Consider the following 19,079-nt stretch of genomic DNA (forward strand, 5'->3'; position numbering starts at 1 on the left):
TCACCCGCCGCCCCCTCATCCGCTGCGCCCCTCATCCTGCGGCGAGGGCAGCGGTCGGCGACTGCCGTGCCGCATGGATCGACGGCGCGAGCCCGGCGAGCGCCCCCGTCACCAGGGATGCCGTCACGCCGAGGACGATCGTCGCGACCGGGATGACCACCGGCCACCCCTGCGTCGCACTCCACAGCACCGTGCCGAGCAGTCCGAGCGAGACTCCCAGGAGCCCACCCATCGAGCAGAGGACCACCGCTTCGACGAGGAACTGCGCGCGGATCTGCCCCCGATGCGCACCGAGCGCCCGGCGCAGCCCGATCTCGCTCCGGCGCTCGAGCACCGAGACGAACATCGTGTTCGCGATCCCGATCCCGCCGATGAGGAGGGCGATCCCCGCCAGTGTCAGGAACAGTCCATCGAAGTTCGCCTGGGCGGCATCCTTCGCGGCGAGCACGGCGGACGGGCGACTGAGCTGCACCATGCCGGCCGCCCCCGGCGAGAGCGTCGCGGCCACGATGGGCCGGAGCGCCTCGATCTGCGACTCGGTGCCGGTGAGGTAGGCCACGGTGGGGGCGCCGTCGAAGTCGAGCCATCGTCGGGCGGCCGCGTCGCTCACGAGCACGGCCGACTGCAGGTCGGGCGCGAGAGGGGTGTCCTCCAGAACGCCGATGACCTGGAACGGGATGCCGCCGAGGTCGATCGACACCGCACGATCGGGGAGCTGTGAGAGCCCGAGGCGGTCTGCGGCATCGGAACCGAGGACGACGACCGGCAACGGATCGTCGCCCACCCACCGGCCTTCGGCCAGCTCACCCCGGAGCACACCGAGCAGGTCGCCCGTCACCGCGAGGGTCGTGATGCCGCTCTCGACGTAGTCGCGGAGTCCGTTGCTCCGGACTCCCGCATGGGCGTTTCCGACCGTCGCGGCATCCGTGACGGGACCGATGCGTTGCAGCATGCCGCGCGATTCGGGAGGGAGCGGGATCGGCTCACCGTCGACGCCGACCCTCGGATCGGCGCGCAGCAAGTTCGCTCCGAGCTTCGTGAGCTCCTGATCGAGCGCGGCCTGCGACGAGGCGGGCAGCGCGGTGACCGTCACCAGGGTGGCGATGCCGATGGCGACTCCGAGCGAGGCCAACACGGCGCGCAGCGGGCGGGTGAACAGCCCCACGGTGCCGAGGTTCAGCAGGTCCCGGATGCCGAGGCGAGGCCGACGTTCAGACATGAGCGACCTCTTCCCCTGCAGGAGCGGCCGTATCCGACACGATCCCGCCGTCGCGGAGCTCGACCCGGCGCGGCATCCGAGCGGCCAATCCGGTGTCGTGGGTGATGACCACGACGGTCGTGCCCTCCCGATTGAGTCGCTCTAGGAGGTCGACGATGCGTTCGCCGTTGGCGCTGTCGAGCGCTCCGGTCGGCTCGTCGGCCAAGACGACCAGGGGTTCGGTGACGACGGCGCGGGCGATCGCGACACGCTGGCGCTCCCCGCCGGAGAGGTCCCGAGCCCGGTGCGCGAGGCGGTGCGCCAGCCCGACCCGCTCGAGCGCCGCTCGGGCGCGATCGCGACGGAGCCGGCGCGGGACGCCGCTGTACAGGAGCGCCGTCGCGACGTTGTCCTCGGCGCTCAGCCCGTCGGTCAGATGGAAGCTCTGGAAGACGAAACCGATCGTCCGCCCCCGCAGGGTCGAGAGCGCTCGGTCATCGAGGTCGTCGGTGTCGATGCCGCCGACCCGGACGGTTCCGCTGGTGGGCCGGTCGAGGGTGCCGAGGACGTTCAGGAGCGTCGATTTGCCTGCGCCGGACCGTCCGACGATCGCGACGATCTCGCCCGCGTCGATCCGGAGCGAGACGTCGCGCAGGGCCGCGACGCCGCCCGGATGGACGCGACCGACGCGATCGAGTTCGAGGGCGGGAGTGGTCATCGTGCGGTCACCACCGTCATGTCGGCGGTGACGCCGTCTCCGGCGACTTCGACGCGACCGTCCGCGATGAGCCCGATCGTGACGGCGTGCAACCGCCCGGATTCGTCCTGCAGCGCGTAGCCGCCCTCGGCGAGCGCGATGAGCGCGGGCACGGGGGCGATGAGCACGTCGGTGACGGTCTTCGTCACGACGCGGACGACGACGGCCCCGGCATCCACCTCGGCGACGGCCTTCTGGTCCGCGATCTCGACCGTCGCCCGCACCTGGGACTGCGCCCCGTCGCCCGCCGTGCCGACGTCGCGGATCGTGCCTTCCAGCATGCGGCCGTCGGGCAGTTCGATCTCCGCAGCCGCCCCCGCACCCACGAGCCCCGCGTCGCCGGCGGGAACGGCCGCCTGGACGATCCTCGCGGTGGTCGAGGCGGTGAACGGCGTTCCGGTCGCGGTGTCGCCGAGCCGGGCGGTCACTTTCGCGATGCGACTCTCGGCGGTGAGGACGACGACATCCGTCGGTGCGAGGTCTCCCGTCCGTTCGAGGCCGAGCGCCTTCTGCCAAGAGCGCACGGCCGCGCGGAACGCACTGTTCGTCCGCGCATCCGCCGGGTCGGCGCGGCGCAGGTAGCCGAGCTCCATGAGGTTCTCCGCCACCATGCTCACGTCGGCACCGGTCATGCCCCACGAGGTCAAAGGCCGGTAGAGCGCGGTCGTCCCGATGAGCACCGGGATGGCGCGGTCATCGACACGGAGTGCCGTCGCGCCTCGCGCGAGGTCGGTACCCGGTGCCGGCAGCCAGGTGATCGTCCCTTTCGCCTTGACCGACACGGGCTCGGCGGCGCCGAACCCGATCGACCCGTCCAGAGTCGCGGTCAACGACAGGTCGCCCCGCTCGATCTCGGCTGTCGCACGTTCCACCTGCGATGACGGCGCGGGCTCCGGCGACTGCTCGGTCGCGTTGGTCACGGCTGCCACCCCACCCGCGGCGAGGAGGAGCGTCGCCCCCACGGCGGCTGCCGCGATCGCGAAGGTGCGTCGACGGCGGTCGCGGCTCATCGGGTTCCGCCCGAGACGCCGGCGACGCACCCGTCGACCTTCGCCATCCCCAGCGAGATCGACGCCGAGTCGTTCTGCTCACCACCGAAAGCGAAGTTGATCTGTCCGAACTCGTCTGCGGGGGTGATCTCGACGTAGCGGACGCCCTCGGCGTGGAGGCAGTCGACCACCTTCTGAGCGAATCGCAGCGCGTCCGGGTTCTGGGCGTCGAGCTCGTGCGGCGGGAGCGGCGCGAACCTCATGCAGAACGCCTCCGCCTCGGCAGCCGCCTCGGGGTCGTCGTTGGTCGCAACGCCCACGCCGCTGTCCTGGCCGCCCGTGATCGTCGCCTTGGGCATCCGATCCGCGAGGCATCGCTCTCGAGGCTGCCACGCCGCCTCGCCCTCCTCCTCGGTCATGTCGAGGCGCAGCCGGACCGGCTCACCGTATTCGGCGGTCAACGGGTCCTCCGTCGCCGTCTTCTCGGGCGCCGCCGTCTCGAGACTCGCGATCTGATCGTCCGGAACAGGGGCGGCATCCTGGCCCTGCGGCGCCGTACCGGCGGTGCAGCCGGTCGCGAGCAACACCGTCAGGGCGAGGCCGGCGAGTACACCCAGGGGGCGGGTCGAATGGCGGAACATGGTTCTCCGATCTCTGTCGTTGCCCCCACAGTGATCGCCGGTTGTGAAGGGAATGTGAGCGTGCGGTGCCGAGACCGTCTTCGCTCCGGTCGCGCGCCTACAGTCGATGACGTGGCCCGCATCGTGATCGTCGAGGACGACGCCCTGCAGTCCGAGCTCATCCGCCGATACCTCGAGCGCGAACGGCACGATGTCGAGGCCATCGACGACGGAGCCATCGCACTGACCTCGATCCGCGCCTCCTCCCCCGACCTGCTGATCCTCGACGTGATGCTCCCCGGACTCGACGGGCTCACCTTGTGCCGCACGCTTCGCGAAGAGATGCACGAGCTGCCGATCCTGATCCTCACGGCGCGGTCGACCGAGAACGATCTGCTTCTCGGTCTCGAGCTCGGTGCCGACGACTACGTCACGAAGCCCTACAGCCCTCGCGAACTCGTCGGTCGCGTCCGCGCCCTGCTGCGGCGGGCGCTGCCTGCCACGACGATCCGCACCGACGTCGTCGTGGGGGGCCTCGTCATCGATCCCGAGCGCCGAACGGTGACCGTCGATGCGCGACCCGTCGAGCTGACCCGGGCCGAGTTCGATCTGCTGCTCGAGTTCGCCACTCAGTCGGGCATCGTCCTCAGCCGGTCGCAGCTCCTCGACCGGCTGCACGGCTCCGCGCAGTGGATCGGCCCGCGCACCATCGACACCCACGTGAAGAACCTGCGACTGAAGATCGAGGACGACCCCCAGCGGCCGGCGAAACTCATCACCGTGCACGGCGTGGGGTACAAGCTTGAGTCCCCCACAGGCTGAGCTCGCCGGAGCCACGATGGTGCTTCCGGGCATCCGCTGGCCCTGTTAGATTTTTCGGTATGCCGAAAAATCCCGGGACCGCCCGTCCGCGCACCCGCGCGGCGTGGCTGCTCGGGCCGGCACTCGTCGCGGGAGTCGCCTATCTCGACCCGGGGAACGTCGCGAGCAACATGACCGCCGGCGCCCGCTACGGCTACCTGCTGGTGTGGGTCGTCGTACTCGGCAACGTCATGGCCTGGCTGATCCAGTACCTGTCGGCGAAGCTCGGCATCGTGACAGGGCGGAGCCTTCCCGAACTCCTCGGCGCCCGCTTCCGCACGCACACCGCTCGTCGCGCGTACTGGCTGCAGGCGGAGCTCGTCGCGATGGCGACCGACGTCGCCGAGATCATCGGCGGTGCGGTCGCCCTGTGGCTGCTGTTCGGCGTGCCGCTCGTGTGGGGCGGGCTCATCACGGGCGCCGTCTCTATCGCGCTGTTGCTGATCCAATCCCGCCGCGGCGCGCGCACCTTCGAGTTCGTCATCATCGGCCTGATGGTGATCATCGCCGTCGGTTTCACCTACGGCGTCTTCATCGGCCCGCCCGAGGCGTCCGGCGTCGCCCAAGGCCTGCTCCCCCGATTCGAGGGGACCGGATCGGTGCTGCTGGCGGCATCCATCCTCGGCGCGACGATCATGCCGCATGCGATCTACGCGCACAGCTCGCTCGCCCGTGACCGCTTCCATCCGGCCGAGAGCCGGCGAGCGGATGCCGCGGCCACCGGCGCGGCCCTCGACACCCGCCGGGTGCTCCGCGCCACGCGCTGGGACGTCACGATCGCCCTGGCCGTCGCGGGGACGGTGAACCTCGGCATCCTGCTGCTGGCGGCGGCGAACCTCGCCGGGGTCCCCGGAACCGACAGTCTCGAGGGCGCCTACGCGGCGCTGCAGAACGGCATCGGTCCGGTCGTCGCGACGCTGTTCGCCGTCGGGCTCCTCGCGAGCGGCCTCGCCAGCAGCGCGGTCGGCGCGTATGCGGGAGCCGAGATCATGCACGGGCTGCTGAGCGTCCGCATCCCGCTCCTCGCGCGCCGCCTCGTGACGCTCGTGCCGGCGCTCGCGATCCTCGCGGTCGGCGTCGACCCGACGCTCGCGCTGATCATCAGCCAGGTCGTGCTGAGCTTCGGCATCCCGTTCGCCCTCATCCCCCTCGTCTCGCTCACCGCGAAGCGGGACGTGCTCGGCGCGTACCGCAACCGGGCGTGGACGACGGCCGCCGGAATCCTGGCGTCGGTCTTCCTCGTCGCGCTCAACGGGCTGCTGCTCTGGCTCACCCTGTTCGGCTCGTGACGACACGACCTTTGGCCGTCATCGCCGCCGGGCCCGCAGCGCCTCCCAGTTTCCGGATCCGATGGCGACCTTCTGTTCGTGGGTGAAGGGGGAGTCCTCGAGGAAGCTGCGCCCGACCCCGGCCGAGGTGTCGAGGAAAGGAAACCCGCCGGGCCGGGTGCCGAATGTATACGGGTAGTCGGTGGAGTAGACCATACGCTCCGTGCCGACGACCTCGGCGGTCCAGCGCAGGTAACGCTCCGACACGGTGCCGCTGCCGGCGATCCAGAAGTTCTGCGTCCAGTAATCGAGCAGCGGGCGCTCGAGGTCCGCATTGTGGGCCATGATGCCGGTGTGGTCGAGGTAGAACATCACCAACTCGCCCCAGTGCCCGGCAACGACCTGCAGGTCGGGGTGGCGGTCGAAGACGCCGCTGAAGATCATCCGCATGTACTGGATGCCGAGGTCGTAGTACCACCCGAGTCCGGCGGTGGCCAGTCCCATGCCAGCGGGGCCGAGACCCGAATAGTAGGAGTCGATGACCCCGGGAGTGGGTACCTGCGGGTGGAAGTGCAGGGGCACGCCGAGTTCGACGGCCTTCGCTTACATCTCGTCGTACGCGAGCGAATCCGCCAGGACATCGCCGGTCCGGCCGTAGAGCATCGCGCCGACCATGCCGAGTCGGGTGACGGCCCGCTCGATCTCCGTGGCTGCCGCGGTCGGATCAGCCGTGGGGATCGCGGCCCATGCCTGGAACCTGTCGGGACGTTCCGCGACGATCGCGGCAAGGTGATCGTTCGCGTCGCGGGCGACGACGGGCGCGTCCGCGGCAGACAGGTTCTGGACCCCGGGCGAGTTCAGTGAGAGAACGGCCATGTCGATCCCCTGATCGTCCATGTCGGCCAGGCGTTCCTCCCCGGTGCTGCGGAGTCGGCGCGCGAAGGGGGCATCCCCCCACCCGCCGTGCGGGTTGGGGTGGACGCCGGCGCGCTCCCAGGCATCCAACACGAGGGGAAGCGCGATGTGCTCCTCCAGTCCGACGATCGTGATCTTTTGCGACATGGCTGACCATCCTTCTGAGCTCTATCGGTGATATCGGTGAAGTGTTATCGCTGATAATATCGACAGTAACATCGAGACGGTATCGTCGTAACCATGAGCACCGAGGAAGAGGACACCCAACGGCATCGTCTGCGGGAGACGATCCTCCTCGCGGCCAGCGAGCTCATCGCCGAGGGCGGCGCAGCCGCGATGACCACCCGCGCCGTTGCTGTGCGGGCGGGCGTGCAGGCCCCCACGATCTACCGCCTGTTCGAAGACAAGCAGGGTCTGGTGCGGGCGGTCGCCGCCTACGTCCTCGAGACCTATGCCCGATCGAAGGATGTCGCCGACGACGACGCCGACCCCGTCGTTGCTCTAAGGACAGCATGGCGAGCACACATCGACTTCGGGCTCGCCAATCCGGGGCTGTATCTCCTCATGAACGACGCCACCCGGGCGAGTCGAGGAGCCGACGCCTCCGCGCCGACGGGCATCCCCGACGTCCTGACAGTGCGCGTCCGAGCGGTTGCGGCGGCGGGAGTCCTGCTGGTCACCGAGGAGAGAGCGGTAGACCTGATCCGCGCGGCGGGCGACGGGGTGATCCGCTCACTGCTCACCTCGCCCGCCGACGCGGAGCGCATGTCGACGCTGTCCAACGACATGCTGGACGCCATTCTCGGCCGCATCGTCGAGGGCCGGGGTGAGACATCCTCTCGTCCTGTCGATGCCCTTCTCATCCAGCTCCGGGCTGTAGCGGACGAGTTGACGGATCTCAGCGCGGCCGAGAGGGCGCTTCTCCGCGAGTGGGTCAGTCGTGGTGACGTGGGGCGGGGATCGCCGGCTCAGGATGCCGCCGCGTTCGGTTCGTGACCGGCCGCCGGATAATCTGGGGCGCGTGCCCGCGTCCACCGTCGACGACTATCTGAAGACGATCTACCACCACACCGAGTGGCAGACCGATCCCGTCACTCCCTCGGTGCTGGCCGCCGAACTCGGACTCGCGCCCTCGTCGGTGACCGAGATGATCAAGAAGCTCGCCACTCAGGGTCTCGTGTCGCACCGTCCCTACGGTCCGATCTCGCTGACGGATGCCGGGACCCGCCGCGCGACCGCGGTGATCCGACGGCACCGCCTCATCGAGACGTGGCTCGTGCGCGAGTTCGACTACGCGTGGGACGAAGTGCACGACGAGGCCGAGGTCCTCGAACACACGATCAGCGATCGGCTGCTCGCGGGGATCGACGCGCGGCTGGGGCATCCGCGGTTCGACCCGCACGGCGACGCCATCCCGGCACTCGACGGCAGCGTCGAGCGCGAGCCGTTCGTCCTGCTCGCCGAGGCGACGATCGGGCACACCGGACGGGTGCTCCGGGTCTCGGATCGCGACCCCGCGCTGCTGCGCTCGCTCGAGGAGGTCGGCCTCGACGTCGGCCACACGGTAACCTCCACGGGGCGCGACGCCGTGCAGGTCGACGGCGGCCCGACGATCGACCTGCCGCCCGCCGCCGCGCGCGCGGTGTGGCTCACCGCCTGAGCGTCAGCGCAGGCGCAGCTTACGGCCCTTGAGGTAGGGCCATTCGGCCCGCGTCGCGTGCTCGGCGTAGTGCCACATGCGGGCGCCGACGTCGGGATCGATCGTGACCCGCGACGGGCGGACGAGCACGGGCGACCCCGTGTACGTGCGCGCCGGCCCCCAGTACTGCCCGCCTTCGGCGTCGGGGTCGATCAGCGCCCGGACGGGAGCCCATGCGCCGCTCTCCTTCGACTGCGAGACCGCGGCCTGCAGCCCGCCGAGGAACCGCTTGCGTCGCGACGGCACACTGACCCCCGCGATCCGCCGGGTACGACCGCCGAGGGAGTACCCCGGGTGGGCGACGAGACTCGCGACGGGGACGGATGCCGCCCGCAGCCGCCGGTCGGCCTCGAAACCGAGCGCCGACGTCGCGACCTTGGACTGCACGTAGGCACGCCACGGCGTGTAGTCGTCGACGAGTTCGGGGTCGATCGGATCCCACGGGAAGAGCTTCGTCGCGACCGAGCCGAGCCACACCATCCGGCCCCGCGCCGCGGCGAGCGCGGGAAGGAGGGCACCCGCAAGCGCGTAGTGGCCGAGGGCGTTCGTGGCGATGACGAGTTCGTGGCCGTCACGGGTGACTTCACGGGTCTTCGGCGGGTGCACGATCCCGGCGTTGAACAACACGCCGTGCAGTCCCACGCGGCCGCGGACGGTCGCCGCGGCGGCGCGCACCGAGCCGAGGTTGCTGGTGTCGAGCGCGAGCGTCTCGAGGTCGGCATCCGGCACCTGCGCCAGGATCGCGGCGCGCGCACGTGACAGTTTCGACGGGTTCCGCGCCGTCATGACGACGTGCGCACCGGCGCCGGCGAGCTGCAGGCAGGAGAAGAATCCGAGGCCCGTGTTCGACCCGGTGACGAGGTAGCGACGGCCGCTCAGATCGGGGAGATCGTTGGGGTCCCAGTCGTTTCGCGCCACACCCTCGACCCTACGCTCGGGCGCCGCGTCGCGGCATCCCTTCGTGGGAGAGTTGAGGCATGAACGGACTCGAGCAGAATCTGCTGTTCGCCGTCGTCGGACTCTCGCTGGTCACGTCGCTCGTGGTCATCATCGTGGGTGCGGTGCGCCGACGCGGCGACCATCGCGACGACCGCAAACCCTGGGACGACCTCGAGCCCAAGTAGACCGATTACTGCGGCTGCAGTCCCAGGTCGTCGAGGTCGATCGCGGCGAGCCATGTGAGACCCTCCGCCTCGACGGCGGCCTGCGCTCCGGTCTTGCGGTCGACGATGACGGCGACGGCGACGGGTTCGGCACCCTCGCGGCGCAGCGCCTCGACGGCCTTCAGCGCCGACTGGCCGGTGGTCGAGGTGTCCTCGACGACGATGACGCGCTTGCCGACGACATCCGCTCCTTCGACCTGACGGCCGCGGCCGTGGTCCTTGGGCTCCTTGCGGACGACGAACGCGTCGAGCGGGGAATCGGTGCGCGCAGATTCGTGCATGACGGCGTTGGCGATGGGGTCGGCGCCGAGCGTCAGACCGCCGACCGCGACGATGCCGTCGACGTCGCGGATCAGGTCGAGCATGATCCGCCCGATGGCCGGCGCGGCGCGGTGGTCGAGCGTGAGCTTTCGCATGTCGACGTAGTACGACGCCTTCTTGCCGCTCGACAGGGTGAAGTCGCCGTGGAAGACGGCCTCCTCCTGGATGAGCGAGATGAGGCGCTGGCGGTCGGCTTCGAGTGCGGGCGTGGAGGCGACGGTCACGGGACGAGTCTAGGACCGACGGCGTCGGACGCCCGATCTAGGCTGGAGACCATGCGGCTTGCCACCTGGAACGTCAACTCGATCCGCGCCCGTGTCGTGCGCACCGTCGACTTCGCCGTGCGCGAGAACATCGACGTGCTCGCGATGCAGGAGATCAAGTGCAAGCCCGAGCAGTTCCCTTACGAGGCGTTCGAAGAGGCCGGGTACCACGTCGAGGCGCACGGCCTGAATCAGTGGAACGGCGTCGCGATCGCGAGCCGCGAGCCGATTACCGACGTCGAGTACGCGTTCCCCGACATGCCGGGGTTCCTGAAGGGGCATGAGGGACCGGATGCCCCGCAGGAGGCCCGGGCGCTCGGCGCCACGATCGACGGGGTCAAGGTCTGGAGCCTCTACGTCCCGAATGGCCGCGGACTCGACGACCCGCACTTCGCGTACAAGCTTCACTGGCTCGAGGCCCTCCGCGCCTACACGCAGTCGACGCTCGCCGCTCACCCCGACCTGCCCCTTGCGCTCGTCGGCGACTTCAACATCGCCCCGACGGATGCCGACAACGGCGACCCGACGATCGTCCAGGGCGTGTCGACCCACGTCTCCCCCGAGGAGCGCGCCTCGTTCCAGGCACTGCTCGACGCCGGCCTCACCGACACCGTCCGCCCGCTCGTCCCCACCGGCTACACGTACTGGGACTACAAGCAGCTGCGCTTCCCGCGCAACGAGGGCCTGCGCATCGACTTCATCCTCGGCTCCCCGGCCTTCGCCGACGGCGTCGTCGGGGCATCCATCCACCGCGACGAGCGCAAGGGCGAGATCCCCAGCGACCACGTGCCGGTCGTGGTCGACCTGGATCTGAACGGCGAGGACGACGACGATCGTCCGATGATCTTCTGACGCCGGCCCGGCGGCTCCCCCGCGGGACGGATGCCGGGACCCGCGACCCCCTCTAGCGTGGAGAGCATGCCCGAATCGATGCTCCGCCGCGCAGCGACCGCGGCCGAACGCCGCCAGGACGCCTGGCTCGCCGCCGGACTGTTCGTCGCCGCGATGATCAGCACAGCCCTGGGATCGGTCTCGGGCATCTACAACGATGCGCAACCCGACCTCGTCTGGGGGCTCCTCTACTCCGTCGCCATGACCGCGCCTCTCGCCTTCCGGCGGCTTTACCCGATGACGGCCCTGATCGTCGTCTCGGTCGTGTTCTTCGTCGGTGTCTCGGCGCGCATCCCCGAGCTCTACGTCGGCAACGTCGCCCTGTTCGTCGGGATGTACACGGTCGGCTCCTGGGTGGCGGATCGTCGCCGCGCGGCGCTCGTGCGCATCCTGCTCATCGTCGCGATGTTCGTGTGGCTGATGATCACGATCTTCCAGAGCGCGGCCTCCTCCGAGGGCGGCCTGTCGCAGGAGGGACCGTTCTCGCCCTTCGCGGCCTTCGCGATGATCCAGTTCCTCGTCAACGTGGCCTTCTTCGGCGGGGCGTACCTGTTCGGCGAGCGCGCCTACACGGGCGCGACGGAGCGCGCCGCCCTCGAAGAGCGCACCGCCGAGCTCGAGCGGGAACGCGAGCGGACGGCCGCTCAGGCGGTCGCCCTCGACCGGGTGCGCATCGCCCGCGAACTGCACGACGTGGTGGCGCACCACGTCTCGGCGATGGGCGTGCAGGCGGGGGCCGCGCGCACGGTGCTCGACCGGGATCCGGATGCCGCGCGCACCGCGCTGACCGGCGTCGAGTCCTCGGCGCGCCAGGCGCTGACCGAACTGCGCCAGCTGCTCGAGACGCTCCGGACACCCGAGACCGAGGCGCCCGGGGGTTCGACCGTCCGCCTCGACGCCCTGCCGGACCTCGTCGCCCATGCCAACGAGAACGGCCTGCCGACGACGCTCTCGGTCGTGGGGGCCCCCGTGCCGACACCCGAACTCGTGCAGGTGAACCTGTACCGCATCGCGCAGGAGGCGCTCACGAACGCGCGCCGCCACGGCGGTCCGGGTGCGACCGCCGACGTGCGGCTGCGCTACGCCGACGACGCGGTGGAACTCGAGGTCTCGAACGAGGGCCGCGCGCCGATCTCGGGACGGGCGGGCCTCGGCCTCGTCGGGATGCGCGAACGTGCGACGTCCTCCGGAGGGGCGCTCGAGGCGCGGGCGCGCCCGCGCGGCGGGTTCCTCGTGCGCGTGCGCGTGCCGCTGTCGCAGGCGGTGCCGGCATGATCCGGGTGCTGCTGGTCGACGACCACGCCGTCATGCGCGCCGGGTTCCGCATGATCCTCGAGGCGGCGGGCGACATCGAGGTGGTCGGTGAGGCCGGTGACGGTCGCGCAGCGGTCGAAGCCGCCCGCACGTTGCAGCCCGACGTCATCTGCATGGACGTGCAGATGCCCGACATGGACGGCCTCGAGGCGACGCGGCGGATCGTGGCGGATGCCGGGATCGCGGCATCCGTCGTCATCGTCACGACCTTCGACCGCGACGACTACCTGTTCCAGGCGCTCTCGGCCGGGGCGAGCGGGTTCCTCCTCAAGAACGCCGGCCCCGAGGAGTTGACGAGCGCCGTCCGCCTCGCGCACTCGGGCGAGGCGCTGCTGTCGCCGTCGGTGACCCGCCGGGTGATCGCGCGGTTCGCGTCGACCGCGACGGAACCGGCGGCATCCCTCCCCCGTGAGACGGATGCCGCGCCCCGCCTTCCGGTGGAGCTCACCGAGCGCGAGGTCGAGGTGCTGCGGCTGCTCGCGCAGGCGATGAGCAACGGCGAGATCGCCCGCGAGCTCTACATCGGCGAGGCGACGGTGAAGACGCACGTGTCGAACGTCCTGCAGAAGCTCGGCGCCCGCGACCGCGTCGCCGCCGTCGTCTGGGCGCACCGCTACGGCCTCGCCTGACGAGAAACGGCCCCACCCGAGTCGGGGTGGGGCCGCTTCTTCCGGCAGCGAGGGTCAGGCGCTCGCGGGGACCTTCGCGTAGCGGTCGACGAGGTCGTTGAACGCCTCGAGGTAGCCGGTCAGGAAGCCGGCGGTCGCGTCGTTCGTGACCTCGCCGTCCTCGGCGAACAGGCCGGGCGTGGTCTGGATGAAGCCCTCGGGCTGGCCGAGCGTCGGCGCGTTGAAGTGGCTGAGGATCGCCTTCAGGTGCTGCTGCGCGACAGCAGTCGCGACACCGCTGCCCGACGTGCCGATGACGGCGGTCGGCTTGTGGTGGAAGGCGTTCTGACCGTAGGGACGGGCAGCCCAGTCGAGCGCGTTCTTCAGCACGCCGGGGATCGAGCGGCTGTACTCGGGGGTCACGATGATGACGCCATCGACGTCCGCGATCGCCTGCTTGAAGTCGACGGCCACCTGCGGGAAGTTCCCGTCGTGGTCGACCGAGTAGAAGGGCAGGTCCTTGATCGGGATCTCGACCAGCGTGGTGCCCTCGGGAGCGAGACGCTCGAGCGCCTTCGCGAGGGTCCGGTTGATCGACGTCGACGAGATGCTGCCGACGATGTAGCCGATGGTGCGATTCGTCATGGGTCCTCCAAAGAGAGTGGATGGGGATGCCGGTGGGCATCGCAGAACCCAACGAGACCCCCGGCATCCCTATTCCTATGAATGCACCGACAACGTCTCTCCCCCGTGGGGAGGGGACGGGTTTCACCCGCCGGGGGGAGGTCCCCGGCATCCGATCTTCCTAACGTGGGACACGTGCCGCCGCCGGTGGCGCACCGACCACAGGAGGAACGGATGCTGCAGCTACGCGGGATCACCAAGAGCTACGGGTCGAGGCGCGTCCTCGACGACGTCGCCTTCGACGTCGCGCCCGGCCGGCTGACCGGGTTCGTCGGCGGCAACGGCGCCGGCAAGACCACGACGATGCGCATCATGCTCGGCGTGCTCGGTCGCGACGCCGGCGAGGTCACCCTCAACGGCGCCCCCGTCACCGCCGCCGACCGGCGCCTGTTCGGCTACATGCCCGAGGAGCGCGGGCTGTACCCGAAGATGAAGGTGCTCGAGCACATCGTCTACCTCGCCCGTCTGCACGGCTTCTCGAAGACGGATGCCGCCGCCCGCGCGACCGCTCTGCTCGAGGAGCTGGGGCTCGGTGAGCGCCTCGGCGACAACGTCGAGACCCTCTCGCTCGGCAACCAGCAGCGCGCGCAGATCGCGGCCGCCCTCGTGCACGACCCCGAGGTCCTCATCCTCGACGAGCCGTTCTCGGGGCTCGACCCGATCGCCGTCGACGTCGTCGCGAACGTCTTGCAGACCCGCGCGGCGCAGGGCGCCTCGGTGCTGTTCTCGTCGCACCAGCTCGACGTCGTCGAGCGCCTGTGCGACGACCTCGTCATCATCGCGGGCGGCACGATCCGCGCGGCCGGCACCCGTGAGGGGCTCCGTGCCGAGCACACGACCCGCCGCGTCGAACTCGTCTCGGGGACGGATGCCGGATGGCTCCGCGACGAGCCGGGCGTCGAGGTCATCGACTTCGACGGCGGCTACGCCCTCTTCGAGGCCGACTCCGACGAGACCGTCCAGCGCGTCCTGCAGCGCGCGGTCGCCGCGGGCGACGTGACCACGTTCGCGCCGCGCCGCCCCACCCTCGCCCAGATCTTCACGGAGGTCATCCAGTGAACACGTCCGTCTCCCCCTCGTTCGGCCAGAGCGTCTGGCTCGTCACCGAGCGCGAGCTCGGCTCGAAGCTGCGCTCGAAGTCGTTCATCATCTCGACCGCCGTCATGTTCCTGATCGTGCTGGCCGGTGTCCTCTGGGCGGGCTTCTCCGCTCAGAGCGACAGCCGCACGCCGATCGCGGTCACCTCCGAGACGGCGTCGGCCATCACCGACCCGAAGGCGTTCGATGTGACCGATGCGGCCTCCGCCGAGGAGGCCCGCGATCTCGTCCGCGACGGCACGGTCGATGCAGCAGTCATCCCCGGCGGCGACGAGCCGCTCGGCTACACCGTGGTCTTCGACGAGTCGGTGTCGAACAGCCTGCTGCAGCAGCTGAGCATCGCCCCGAAGGTCGAGATCCTCGAGCCGGAGAGCACCGACGGATTCCTCCGCTACATCATCGCGATCGCCTTCGGCGGCGTGTTCTTCGCCGCGGCGCTGACCTTCGGTACGACGATCGCGACGAGCGTCGTCGAGGAGAAGCAGACGCGTGTGGTCGAGCTGCTCATCTCGGCGATCCCGACCCGCGCACTCCTGGCCGGCAAGGTGCTCGGCAACACGATCCTCGCGATGGGGCAGATCGTCGGCATCGCCGCGGTCGCGATCATCGGGCTGACCGTCACGGGCCAGGACTTCCTGATCGCCGGTCTCGGCGGGCCGATCGCCTGGTTCGCGGTCTTCTTCCTCTTCGGGTTCGTGCTGCTCGCGGCGCTGTTCGCCGCGGCGGGTGCCCTGGTGTCGCGCCAGGAGGACATCGGACCGACGATCACACCGCTCACCTACATCGTGATGGCGCCGTACTTCCTCGTGATCTTCTTCAACGACAACCCCGTCGTGCTGACGATCATGTCGTACGTCCCGTTCTCGGCTCCGGTCGGGATGCCGGTGCGGATCTTCGTCGGCGAGGCGCAGTGGTGGGAGCCGCTGCTCGCGCTGGCCGTCATGCTCGCCGCCTGCGTGGGAGCGATCCTCGTCGGCGCGAAGATCTACGAGAACTCGCTCCTGCGGATGGGTGCCCGCGTCAAGCTCCGCGACGCGCTCGCGCGCTGAGTCCGGCTCGATCGGAACCGTCCCGTCCGCAGCCGCGGCGGGGCGGTTCCGTCGTTCACGGCTTGTCCTTCGGCCCCTTGCGGTCCTTGTTCGCCTCGCGCTCCGCCCGCTTCTGCTCGTCCTTGGCCGCCTTCTCGGCGTCCTTCGCCGCTTCGTCGGCCGCGTCGTCGTCGGGAGCGGGATCGACCTTCGTCGTCGTGACGGTCGGCGTCGGGGTCGGCGTGGGATCCGTCGAGACGACCTCGGCGGGTGCCGACTCCTGCGGCTCCGTCTGCGCGGGGTCGGTCGAGGCGGGCTGCGGCGAACCGGCGAGCGATCCCGCCCAGATGCTCCCCGCCGTGATCAGTGCGACCGCGGCGGCGGCGAGTCCGATCACGAGCGGGCGACGCGACCGTCGCTTCTCGGGCCGATCGGTCGAGACGCCGGATGCCGCCGAGGCTCCGGCTGCTGCCGGGGCCCCGGCGAGCGCGACGGTCGCCGCCGTCGCTGAAGGGCGGGGGTAGCGGCGGGTCGGGGCATCCCCCGTGGTCTCCTCACCGGCCCGACGGGAATCCGCAGCGCCGGCGGCGGGGATGCCGGCGGCCACCGCGGCACGCACCGGAGGCAGCGGCGGCGCGCCGTCGATCGGCTCGGTCCGCAGCCGCTCCGCGGCGTGGACGACCTCGAGGGCCGTGGGCCGCTCCTCGGGCGAGGTCGCCGTCATGCGTGAGAGGAGCGAACGCCACCCTTCGCTGAGGGTGTCGGGAACGGTCGGCGGCGTCGTCAGGCGCGCGAGGGCGGCGCCCACCCCGTCGGTGTTCGGATAGGCGCGCTCACCCGTGAGCGCCTCGAGCAGGACGAGACCGAGGGCGTACACGTCGGATGCGGGCGAAGGGTCGCGGCCCTCGACCTGCTCGGGGGCGAGATAGGCGGCGGTGCCGATGATCGTGCCCGGCGTCGTCACCCGCGCACTGTCGAGGAGGAGCGCGATGCCGAAGTCGGCGAGCTTGGCGCGGGGCCGCCCACCGGGAAGGTGCGGTGAGGCGAGGAGCACGTTCGACGGCTTCACGTCCCGATGCACGACACCCGAGGAGTGGACCACGTGCAGGGCTTCGCCGAGCTCTGCGGCGAGGGCGGCGACGTCGGCGGTGGGCAGAGGGCCTTCCGCGATGCGCGCACTCAACGTGGGGCCGTCGACGAACTCCATCACGAGGTAGTCGGGCGAACCGGTGAGGTGCGCATCGAACAGTGTCACGAGCGAGGGGTGGTTGAGCGAGGCGAGCAGGGTGACCTCGCTGCGCGCCCGATCCGGCGCGCTGACCGCCCCCTCGACACCGGGGCGGAGCACCTTGACGGCGACGCGGCGCCCCAGTGCCGTGTCGTCGGCGCGGAAGACGCGCGCCATGCCGCCCTGTCCGATCTGCGCGACAAGGCGGTAGCGCTCTGCCAGCACGTCGCCGGGCAGGGGCTCGGATGTGTCCGTCATCGCGTCCTCCTCCGGGTTCCGACGCGGTGCCCTCGACGATAGTCAGCGCCGCGGCGCCGCGCACGGCCTTGACGGACGATCGGATGCCACGGTGTCGACCCCGGTCAGGTCCGATGCGCGGCGCGGCCGGTGTGCCCGGCGAGCGCGTCCGCGGCCCCGACGAGCGCGAGGTGGCTGAGGGCCTGCGGGGTGTTGCCGATGTGGCGTCCCACCCCGGGGTCGTACTCCTCCGAGAGCAGACCCACATCGTTCGCGACGGCGCAGAGCCGGTCCATGAGGCGCGTCGCATCCTCGATGCGTCCGGTCGCCGCGTACTGCTCGACGAGCCAAAAGGAGCACGCGAGGAAGGGGTGCTCGTCGCCGGGCAACCCGTCGGTCCCCGCCGCGGTGCGATACCTCATGACGAAACCGTCGCGCAGGAGGTCGCGCTCGATGCGGGCGACGGTGGCGAGCATCCGCGGGTCGTCGGCGGCGCAGAACCCGACGACGGGCAGGAGAAGCAGCGAGGCGTCGACCTCGTCGGTGCCGTCGTGTTGCGTGAAGTGGCCACCCGCGGCATCCACCCCGGTCGCATCGATCTCGGCGCGCACCTGATCGCGGAGCCGATCCCACGTGTCGGCGTCGCCGGGCAGACCGTGCTCGCGCACCGCGCGGATGCCGCGGTCGAGCGCGGCCCACACCATCGCGCGGGAATGCGTGAAGTGGTGCAGGTCGCCGCGCATCTCCCAGATGCCGTGGTCGGGGCGGTCGACCCACGCGACGACCTGCGCCAGCAGCGCGCGCTGCAACGACCACGACGACGGAGTCTCGGTCACCCCGGCGAGGCGGGCGGCCTCGAGGGCGACGAGGACCTCGCCGATCACGTCGCCCTGGTACTGGTCAACGGCGCCGTTGCCGACGCGGACGGGCGCGGATCCCTCGTAGCCCGGCAGGCTCGTCAGCTCGCGTTCGGGGAGGTCCCGTTCACCGCCGAGGCCGTACATGATCTGCACGTCGGCGGGGTCGCCGGCGATCGCGCGCAGCAGCCAATCGCGCCAGCGCTCCGGTGCCCGGGTGTAGCCGTGGGCGAGGTAGGCCTCGAGGGTGAGGGCGGCATCCCGCAACCAGACGAACCGGTAGTCCCAGTTGCGCGAGCCACCGGGGTCCTCGGGGAGCGAGGTCGTCGCAGCGGCGACGATCCCGCCGGTTTCGGTATGGGTCAGGGCACGGAGTACGAGCATCGAGCGCACCACGTGGGCTCCCCAGGGTCCGCCGTCCTCGACGCCCGCCGCGAAGTCGCTCCACCACCTGCGGGTGTGCGCGATCGCGGCGTCGACGTCGATCCCGACGGGATGCCGGTGGTACGACCGGTCCCAGGTGAGCACCGAGTCGACGGTGTCGCCCGCCGCCACCGTGAACACGGCGCGGTGCATCGTGCCGTCCGGGTGCAGCCGGGGGCCGCGCACGGCGACGGCGTCGGGACCCGCGATCGCGAGCAACACCGGCGCGTCCGCGTGCCCGATCTGCCGCACCCAGGGGAGCGCCCGAGCGTAATCGAAACGCAGGCGCAGCTCGCTCGTGAAGGCGACGGTGCCTTCGATGCCGACGACGCGTCGGACGACGGCATCCGTGTCGTCGTGCATCGGCATGAACTCGATGACCTCGGCGCTGCCCGTCGGCGTCTGCCAGCGCGTGACGAGCACGAAAGTGTCGCCGTCGTAGCGGCGGGTAGACGTGGCGGCGGAGTCCGCGGGGCGGAGACTCCACCGACCGTGTTCGTCGTCGCCGAGGAGTGCTCCGAAGATCGACGCGTCGTCGTAGCGGGGAAGGCACAGCCAGTCGAGGCTCCCGGCATCCGACACGAGGGCTCCCGTCCGGCAGTTGCTGAGCAGGGCATAGGACTCGATCGGGGCAGGCATCGACGTCATTGTCGTTCG

At 70.6% G+C, this 19,079-nt stretch carries 19 protein-coding genes and 1 pseudogene; 10 read left to right on the top strand and 10 right to left on the bottom strand.

Annotation, left to right across the window (positions count from 1 at the left end; translation table 11 throughout):
- Nucleotides 1-31: 31 nt before the first annotated feature.
- The 4 genes from MRBLMI1x_RS01355 to MRBLMI1x_RS01370 are packed head-to-tail and all read right to left on the bottom strand — an operon-like array spanning nt 32 to nt 3,585.
- A complete protein-coding gene (locus tag MRBLMI1x_RS01355) occupies nt 32-1,219 on the bottom strand; it encodes an ABC transporter permease (protein WP_363455209.1) in 1,188 nt (395 codons plus the stop codon).
- Nucleotides 1,212-1,916 (bottom strand): ABC transporter ATP-binding protein, encoded by a 705-nt coding sequence (locus tag MRBLMI1x_RS01360; protein ID WP_363455212.1) that lies wholly within the window; start codon nt 1,914-1,916, stop codon nt 1,212-1,214. Before MRBLMI1x_RS01360 ends, MRBLMI1x_RS01355 begins: the two co-directional genes overlap by 8 nt.
- Nucleotides 1,913-2,965, bottom strand: a complete 1,053-nt coding sequence (locus MRBLMI1x_RS01365; protein ID WP_363455215.1) for a peptidoglycan-binding domain-containing protein — start codon at nt 2,963-2,965, stop codon at nt 1,913-1,915. The genes MRBLMI1x_RS01360 and MRBLMI1x_RS01365 overlap by 4 nt, the downstream gene beginning before the upstream one ends.
- Nucleotides 2,962-3,585 (bottom strand): hypothetical protein, encoded by a 624-nt coding sequence (locus MRBLMI1x_RS01370; protein WP_018187558.1) that lies wholly within the window; start codon nt 3,583-3,585, stop codon nt 2,962-2,964. Before MRBLMI1x_RS01370 ends, MRBLMI1x_RS01365 begins: the two co-directional genes overlap by 4 nt.
- A 111-nt stretch (nt 3,586-3,696) precedes the next feature.
- On the opposite strand from MRBLMI1x_RS01370, the gene MRBLMI1x_RS01375 reads away from it, so the two are divergent.
- Together MRBLMI1x_RS01375 and MRBLMI1x_RS01380 are read left to right on the top strand one after the other, a co-directional pair.
- Nucleotides 3,697-4,386, top strand: coding sequence for a response regulator transcription factor (locus MRBLMI1x_RS01375; RefSeq protein ID WP_363455218.1), 690 nt, complete (start codon nt 3,697-3,699; stop codon nt 4,384-4,386).
- A gap of 59 nt (nt 4,387-4,445) precedes the next feature.
- Nucleotides 4,446-5,714, top strand: a complete 1,269-nt coding sequence (locus MRBLMI1x_RS01380) for an Nramp family divalent metal transporter (RefSeq protein ID WP_363455221.1) — start codon at nt 4,446-4,448, stop codon at nt 5,712-5,714.
- An 18-nt stretch (nt 5,715-5,732) separates the two neighbouring features.
- Here the strand turns inward: MRBLMI1x_RS01380 and MRBLMI1x_RS01385 are convergent.
- Nucleotides 5,733-6,755: pseudogene (locus MRBLMI1x_RS01385) on the bottom strand (amidohydrolase family protein).
- Between the two features lie 93 nt (nt 6,756-6,848).
- Between MRBLMI1x_RS01385 and MRBLMI1x_RS01390 the strand changes: the two are divergent.
- Together MRBLMI1x_RS01390 and MRBLMI1x_RS01395 are read left to right on the top strand one after the other, a co-directional pair.
- On the top strand, nt 6,849-7,604 hold the full coding sequence (locus MRBLMI1x_RS01390; RefSeq protein ID WP_363455224.1) for a TetR/AcrR family transcriptional regulator: 756 nt from the start codon (nt 6,849-6,851) through the stop codon (nt 7,602-7,604).
- 25 nt (nt 7,605-7,629) lie between these two features.
- Nucleotides 7,630-8,268 carry a metal-dependent transcriptional regulator gene (locus MRBLMI1x_RS01395; RefSeq protein WP_363455227.1) on the top strand — a complete coding sequence of 213 codons (639 nt, stop codon included), beginning with the start codon at nt 7,630-7,632 and terminating at the stop codon, nt 8,266-8,268.
- Between the two features lie 3 nt (nt 8,269-8,271).
- Here MRBLMI1x_RS01395 and MRBLMI1x_RS01400 read toward each other — a convergent pair whose 3' ends face one another.
- On the bottom strand, nt 8,272-9,225 hold the full coding sequence (locus tag MRBLMI1x_RS01400) for an SDR family NAD(P)-dependent oxidoreductase (protein WP_363455230.1): 954 nt from the start codon (nt 9,223-9,225) through the stop codon (nt 8,272-8,274).
- A 59-nt stretch (nt 9,226-9,284) separates the two neighbouring features.
- Between MRBLMI1x_RS01400 and MRBLMI1x_RS01405 the strand changes: the two genes are divergently transcribed.
- Nucleotides 9,285-9,431 carry a hypothetical protein gene (locus MRBLMI1x_RS01405; RefSeq protein ID WP_018187565.1) on the top strand — a complete coding sequence of 49 codons (147 nt, stop codon included), beginning with the start codon at nt 9,285-9,287 and terminating at the stop codon, nt 9,429-9,431.
- A 5-nt stretch (nt 9,432-9,436) separates the two neighbouring features.
- Here MRBLMI1x_RS01405 and pyrE read toward each other — a convergent pair whose 3' ends face one another.
- A complete protein-coding gene (gene pyrE / locus MRBLMI1x_RS01410) occupies nt 9,437-10,015 on the bottom strand; it encodes an orotate phosphoribosyltransferase (protein WP_018187566.1) in 579 nt (192 codons plus the stop codon).
- Between the two features lie 51 nt (nt 10,016-10,066).
- Between pyrE and MRBLMI1x_RS01415 the strand changes: the two genes are divergently transcribed.
- The 3 genes from MRBLMI1x_RS01415 to MRBLMI1x_RS01425 all read left to right on the top strand — a co-directional run bounded on the left by MRBLMI1x_RS01415 (nt 10,067) and on the right by MRBLMI1x_RS01425 (nt 12,888).
- On the top strand, nt 10,067-10,906 hold the full coding sequence (locus tag MRBLMI1x_RS01415; RefSeq protein WP_363455235.1) for an exodeoxyribonuclease III: 840 nt from the start codon (nt 10,067-10,069) through the stop codon (nt 10,904-10,906).
- Between the two features lie 66 nt (nt 10,907-10,972).
- On the top strand, nt 10,973-12,220 hold the full coding sequence (locus MRBLMI1x_RS01420) for a sensor histidine kinase (protein ID WP_363455238.1): 1,248 nt from the start codon (nt 10,973-10,975) through the stop codon (nt 12,218-12,220).
- Complete coding sequence (locus MRBLMI1x_RS01425) at nt 12,217-12,888, top strand: response regulator transcription factor (protein WP_363455241.1); 672 nt, start codon at nt 12,217-12,219, stop codon at nt 12,886-12,888. Before MRBLMI1x_RS01420 ends, MRBLMI1x_RS01425 begins: the two co-directional genes overlap by 4 nt.
- Nucleotides 12,889-12,942: 54 nt before the next feature.
- On the opposite strand, the gene MRBLMI1x_RS01430 is transcribed toward MRBLMI1x_RS01425, so the two are convergent.
- A complete protein-coding gene (locus MRBLMI1x_RS01430) occupies nt 12,943-13,512 on the bottom strand; it encodes an NADPH-dependent FMN reductase (protein ID WP_020098495.1) in 570 nt (189 codons plus the stop codon).
- Between the two features lie 213 nt (nt 13,513-13,725).
- On the opposite strand from MRBLMI1x_RS01430, the gene MRBLMI1x_RS01435 reads away from it, so the two are divergent.
- Entirely contained in the window at nt 13,726-14,610 is an 885-nt protein-coding gene (locus MRBLMI1x_RS01435; protein ID WP_363455244.1) for an ABC transporter ATP-binding protein, read from the top strand.
- Entirely contained in the window at nt 14,607-15,698 is a 1,092-nt protein-coding gene (locus MRBLMI1x_RS01440; RefSeq protein ID WP_363455247.1) for an ABC transporter permease, read from the top strand. Before MRBLMI1x_RS01435 ends, MRBLMI1x_RS01440 begins: the two co-directional genes overlap by 4 nt.
- A gap of 55 nt (nt 15,699-15,753) precedes the next feature.
- Here MRBLMI1x_RS01440 and MRBLMI1x_RS01445 read toward each other — a convergent pair whose 3' ends face one another.
- Together MRBLMI1x_RS01445 and MRBLMI1x_RS01450 are read right to left on the bottom strand one after the other, a co-directional pair.
- Nucleotides 15,754-17,163, bottom strand: coding sequence for a serine/threonine-protein kinase (locus tag MRBLMI1x_RS01445; protein ID WP_363455250.1), 1,410 nt, complete (start codon nt 17,161-17,163; stop codon nt 15,754-15,756).
- A gap of 104 nt (nt 17,164-17,267) precedes the next feature.
- Nucleotides 17,268-19,070, bottom strand: coding sequence for a glycoside hydrolase family 15 protein (locus MRBLMI1x_RS01450; protein ID WP_018187574.1), 1,803 nt, complete (start codon nt 19,068-19,070; stop codon nt 17,268-17,270).
- Nucleotides 19,071-19,079 lie beyond the last annotated feature (9 nt).

The sequence above is a fragment of the Microbacterium sp. LMI1x-1-1.1 genome (genome assembly GCF_040676205.1).
In the GTDB taxonomy this organism is placed as follows: domain Bacteria; phylum Actinomycetota; class Actinomycetes; order Actinomycetales; family Microbacteriaceae; genus Microbacterium; species Microbacterium aquilitoris.

Excerpts from the sequence above, each read along its gene's own strand:
- MRBLMI1x_RS01420 (WP_363455238.1), top strand. The coding sequence starts at position 10,973 with ATGCCCGAATCGATGCTCCGCCGCGCAGCGACCGCGGCCGAACGCCGC.
- MRBLMI1x_RS01365 (WP_363455215.1), bottom strand. The coding sequence starts at position 2,965 with ATGAGCCGCGACCGCCGTCGACGCACCTTCGCGATCGCGGCAGCCGCC.
- MRBLMI1x_RS01435 (WP_363455244.1), top strand. The coding sequence starts at position 13,726 with ATGCTGCAGCTACGCGGGATCACCAAGAGCTACGGGTCGAGGCGCGTC.
- MRBLMI1x_RS01380 (WP_363455221.1), top strand. The coding sequence starts at position 4,446 with ATGCCGAAAAATCCCGGGACCGCCCGTCCGCGCACCCGCGCGGCGTGG.
- MRBLMI1x_RS01415 (WP_363455235.1), top strand. The coding sequence starts at position 10,067 with ATGCGGCTTGCCACCTGGAACGTCAACTCGATCCGCGCCCGTGTCGTG.
- MRBLMI1x_RS01430 (WP_020098495.1), bottom strand. The coding sequence starts at position 13,512 with ATGACGAATCGCACCATCGGCTACATCGTCGGCAGCATCTCGTCGACG.
- MRBLMI1x_RS01370 (WP_018187558.1), bottom strand. The coding sequence starts at position 3,585 with ATGTTCCGCCATTCGACCCGCCCCCTGGGTGTACTCGCCGGCCTCGCC.
- MRBLMI1x_RS01450 (WP_018187574.1), bottom strand. The coding sequence starts at position 19,070 with ATGACGTCGATGCCTGCCCCGATCGAGTCCTATGCCCTGCTCAGCAAC.
- MRBLMI1x_RS01445 (WP_363455250.1), bottom strand. The coding sequence starts at position 17,163 with ATGACGGACACATCCGAGCCCCTGCCCGGCGACGTGCTGGCAGAGCGC.
- MRBLMI1x_RS01360 (WP_363455212.1), bottom strand. The coding sequence starts at position 1,916 with ATGACCACTCCCGCCCTCGAACTCGATCGCGTCGGTCGCGTCCATCCG.
- MRBLMI1x_RS01425 (WP_363455241.1), top strand. The coding sequence starts at position 12,217 with ATGATCCGGGTGCTGCTGGTCGACGACCACGCCGTCATGCGCGCCGGG.
- MRBLMI1x_RS01390 (WP_363455224.1), top strand. The coding sequence starts at position 6,849 with ATGAGCACCGAGGAAGAGGACACCCAACGGCATCGTCTGCGGGAGACG.
- MRBLMI1x_RS01355 (WP_363455209.1), bottom strand. The coding sequence starts at position 1,219 with ATGTCTGAACGTCGGCCTCGCCTCGGCATCCGGGACCTGCTGAACCTC.
- MRBLMI1x_RS01405 (WP_018187565.1), top strand. The coding sequence starts at position 9,285 with ATGAACGGACTCGAGCAGAATCTGCTGTTCGCCGTCGTCGGACTCTCG.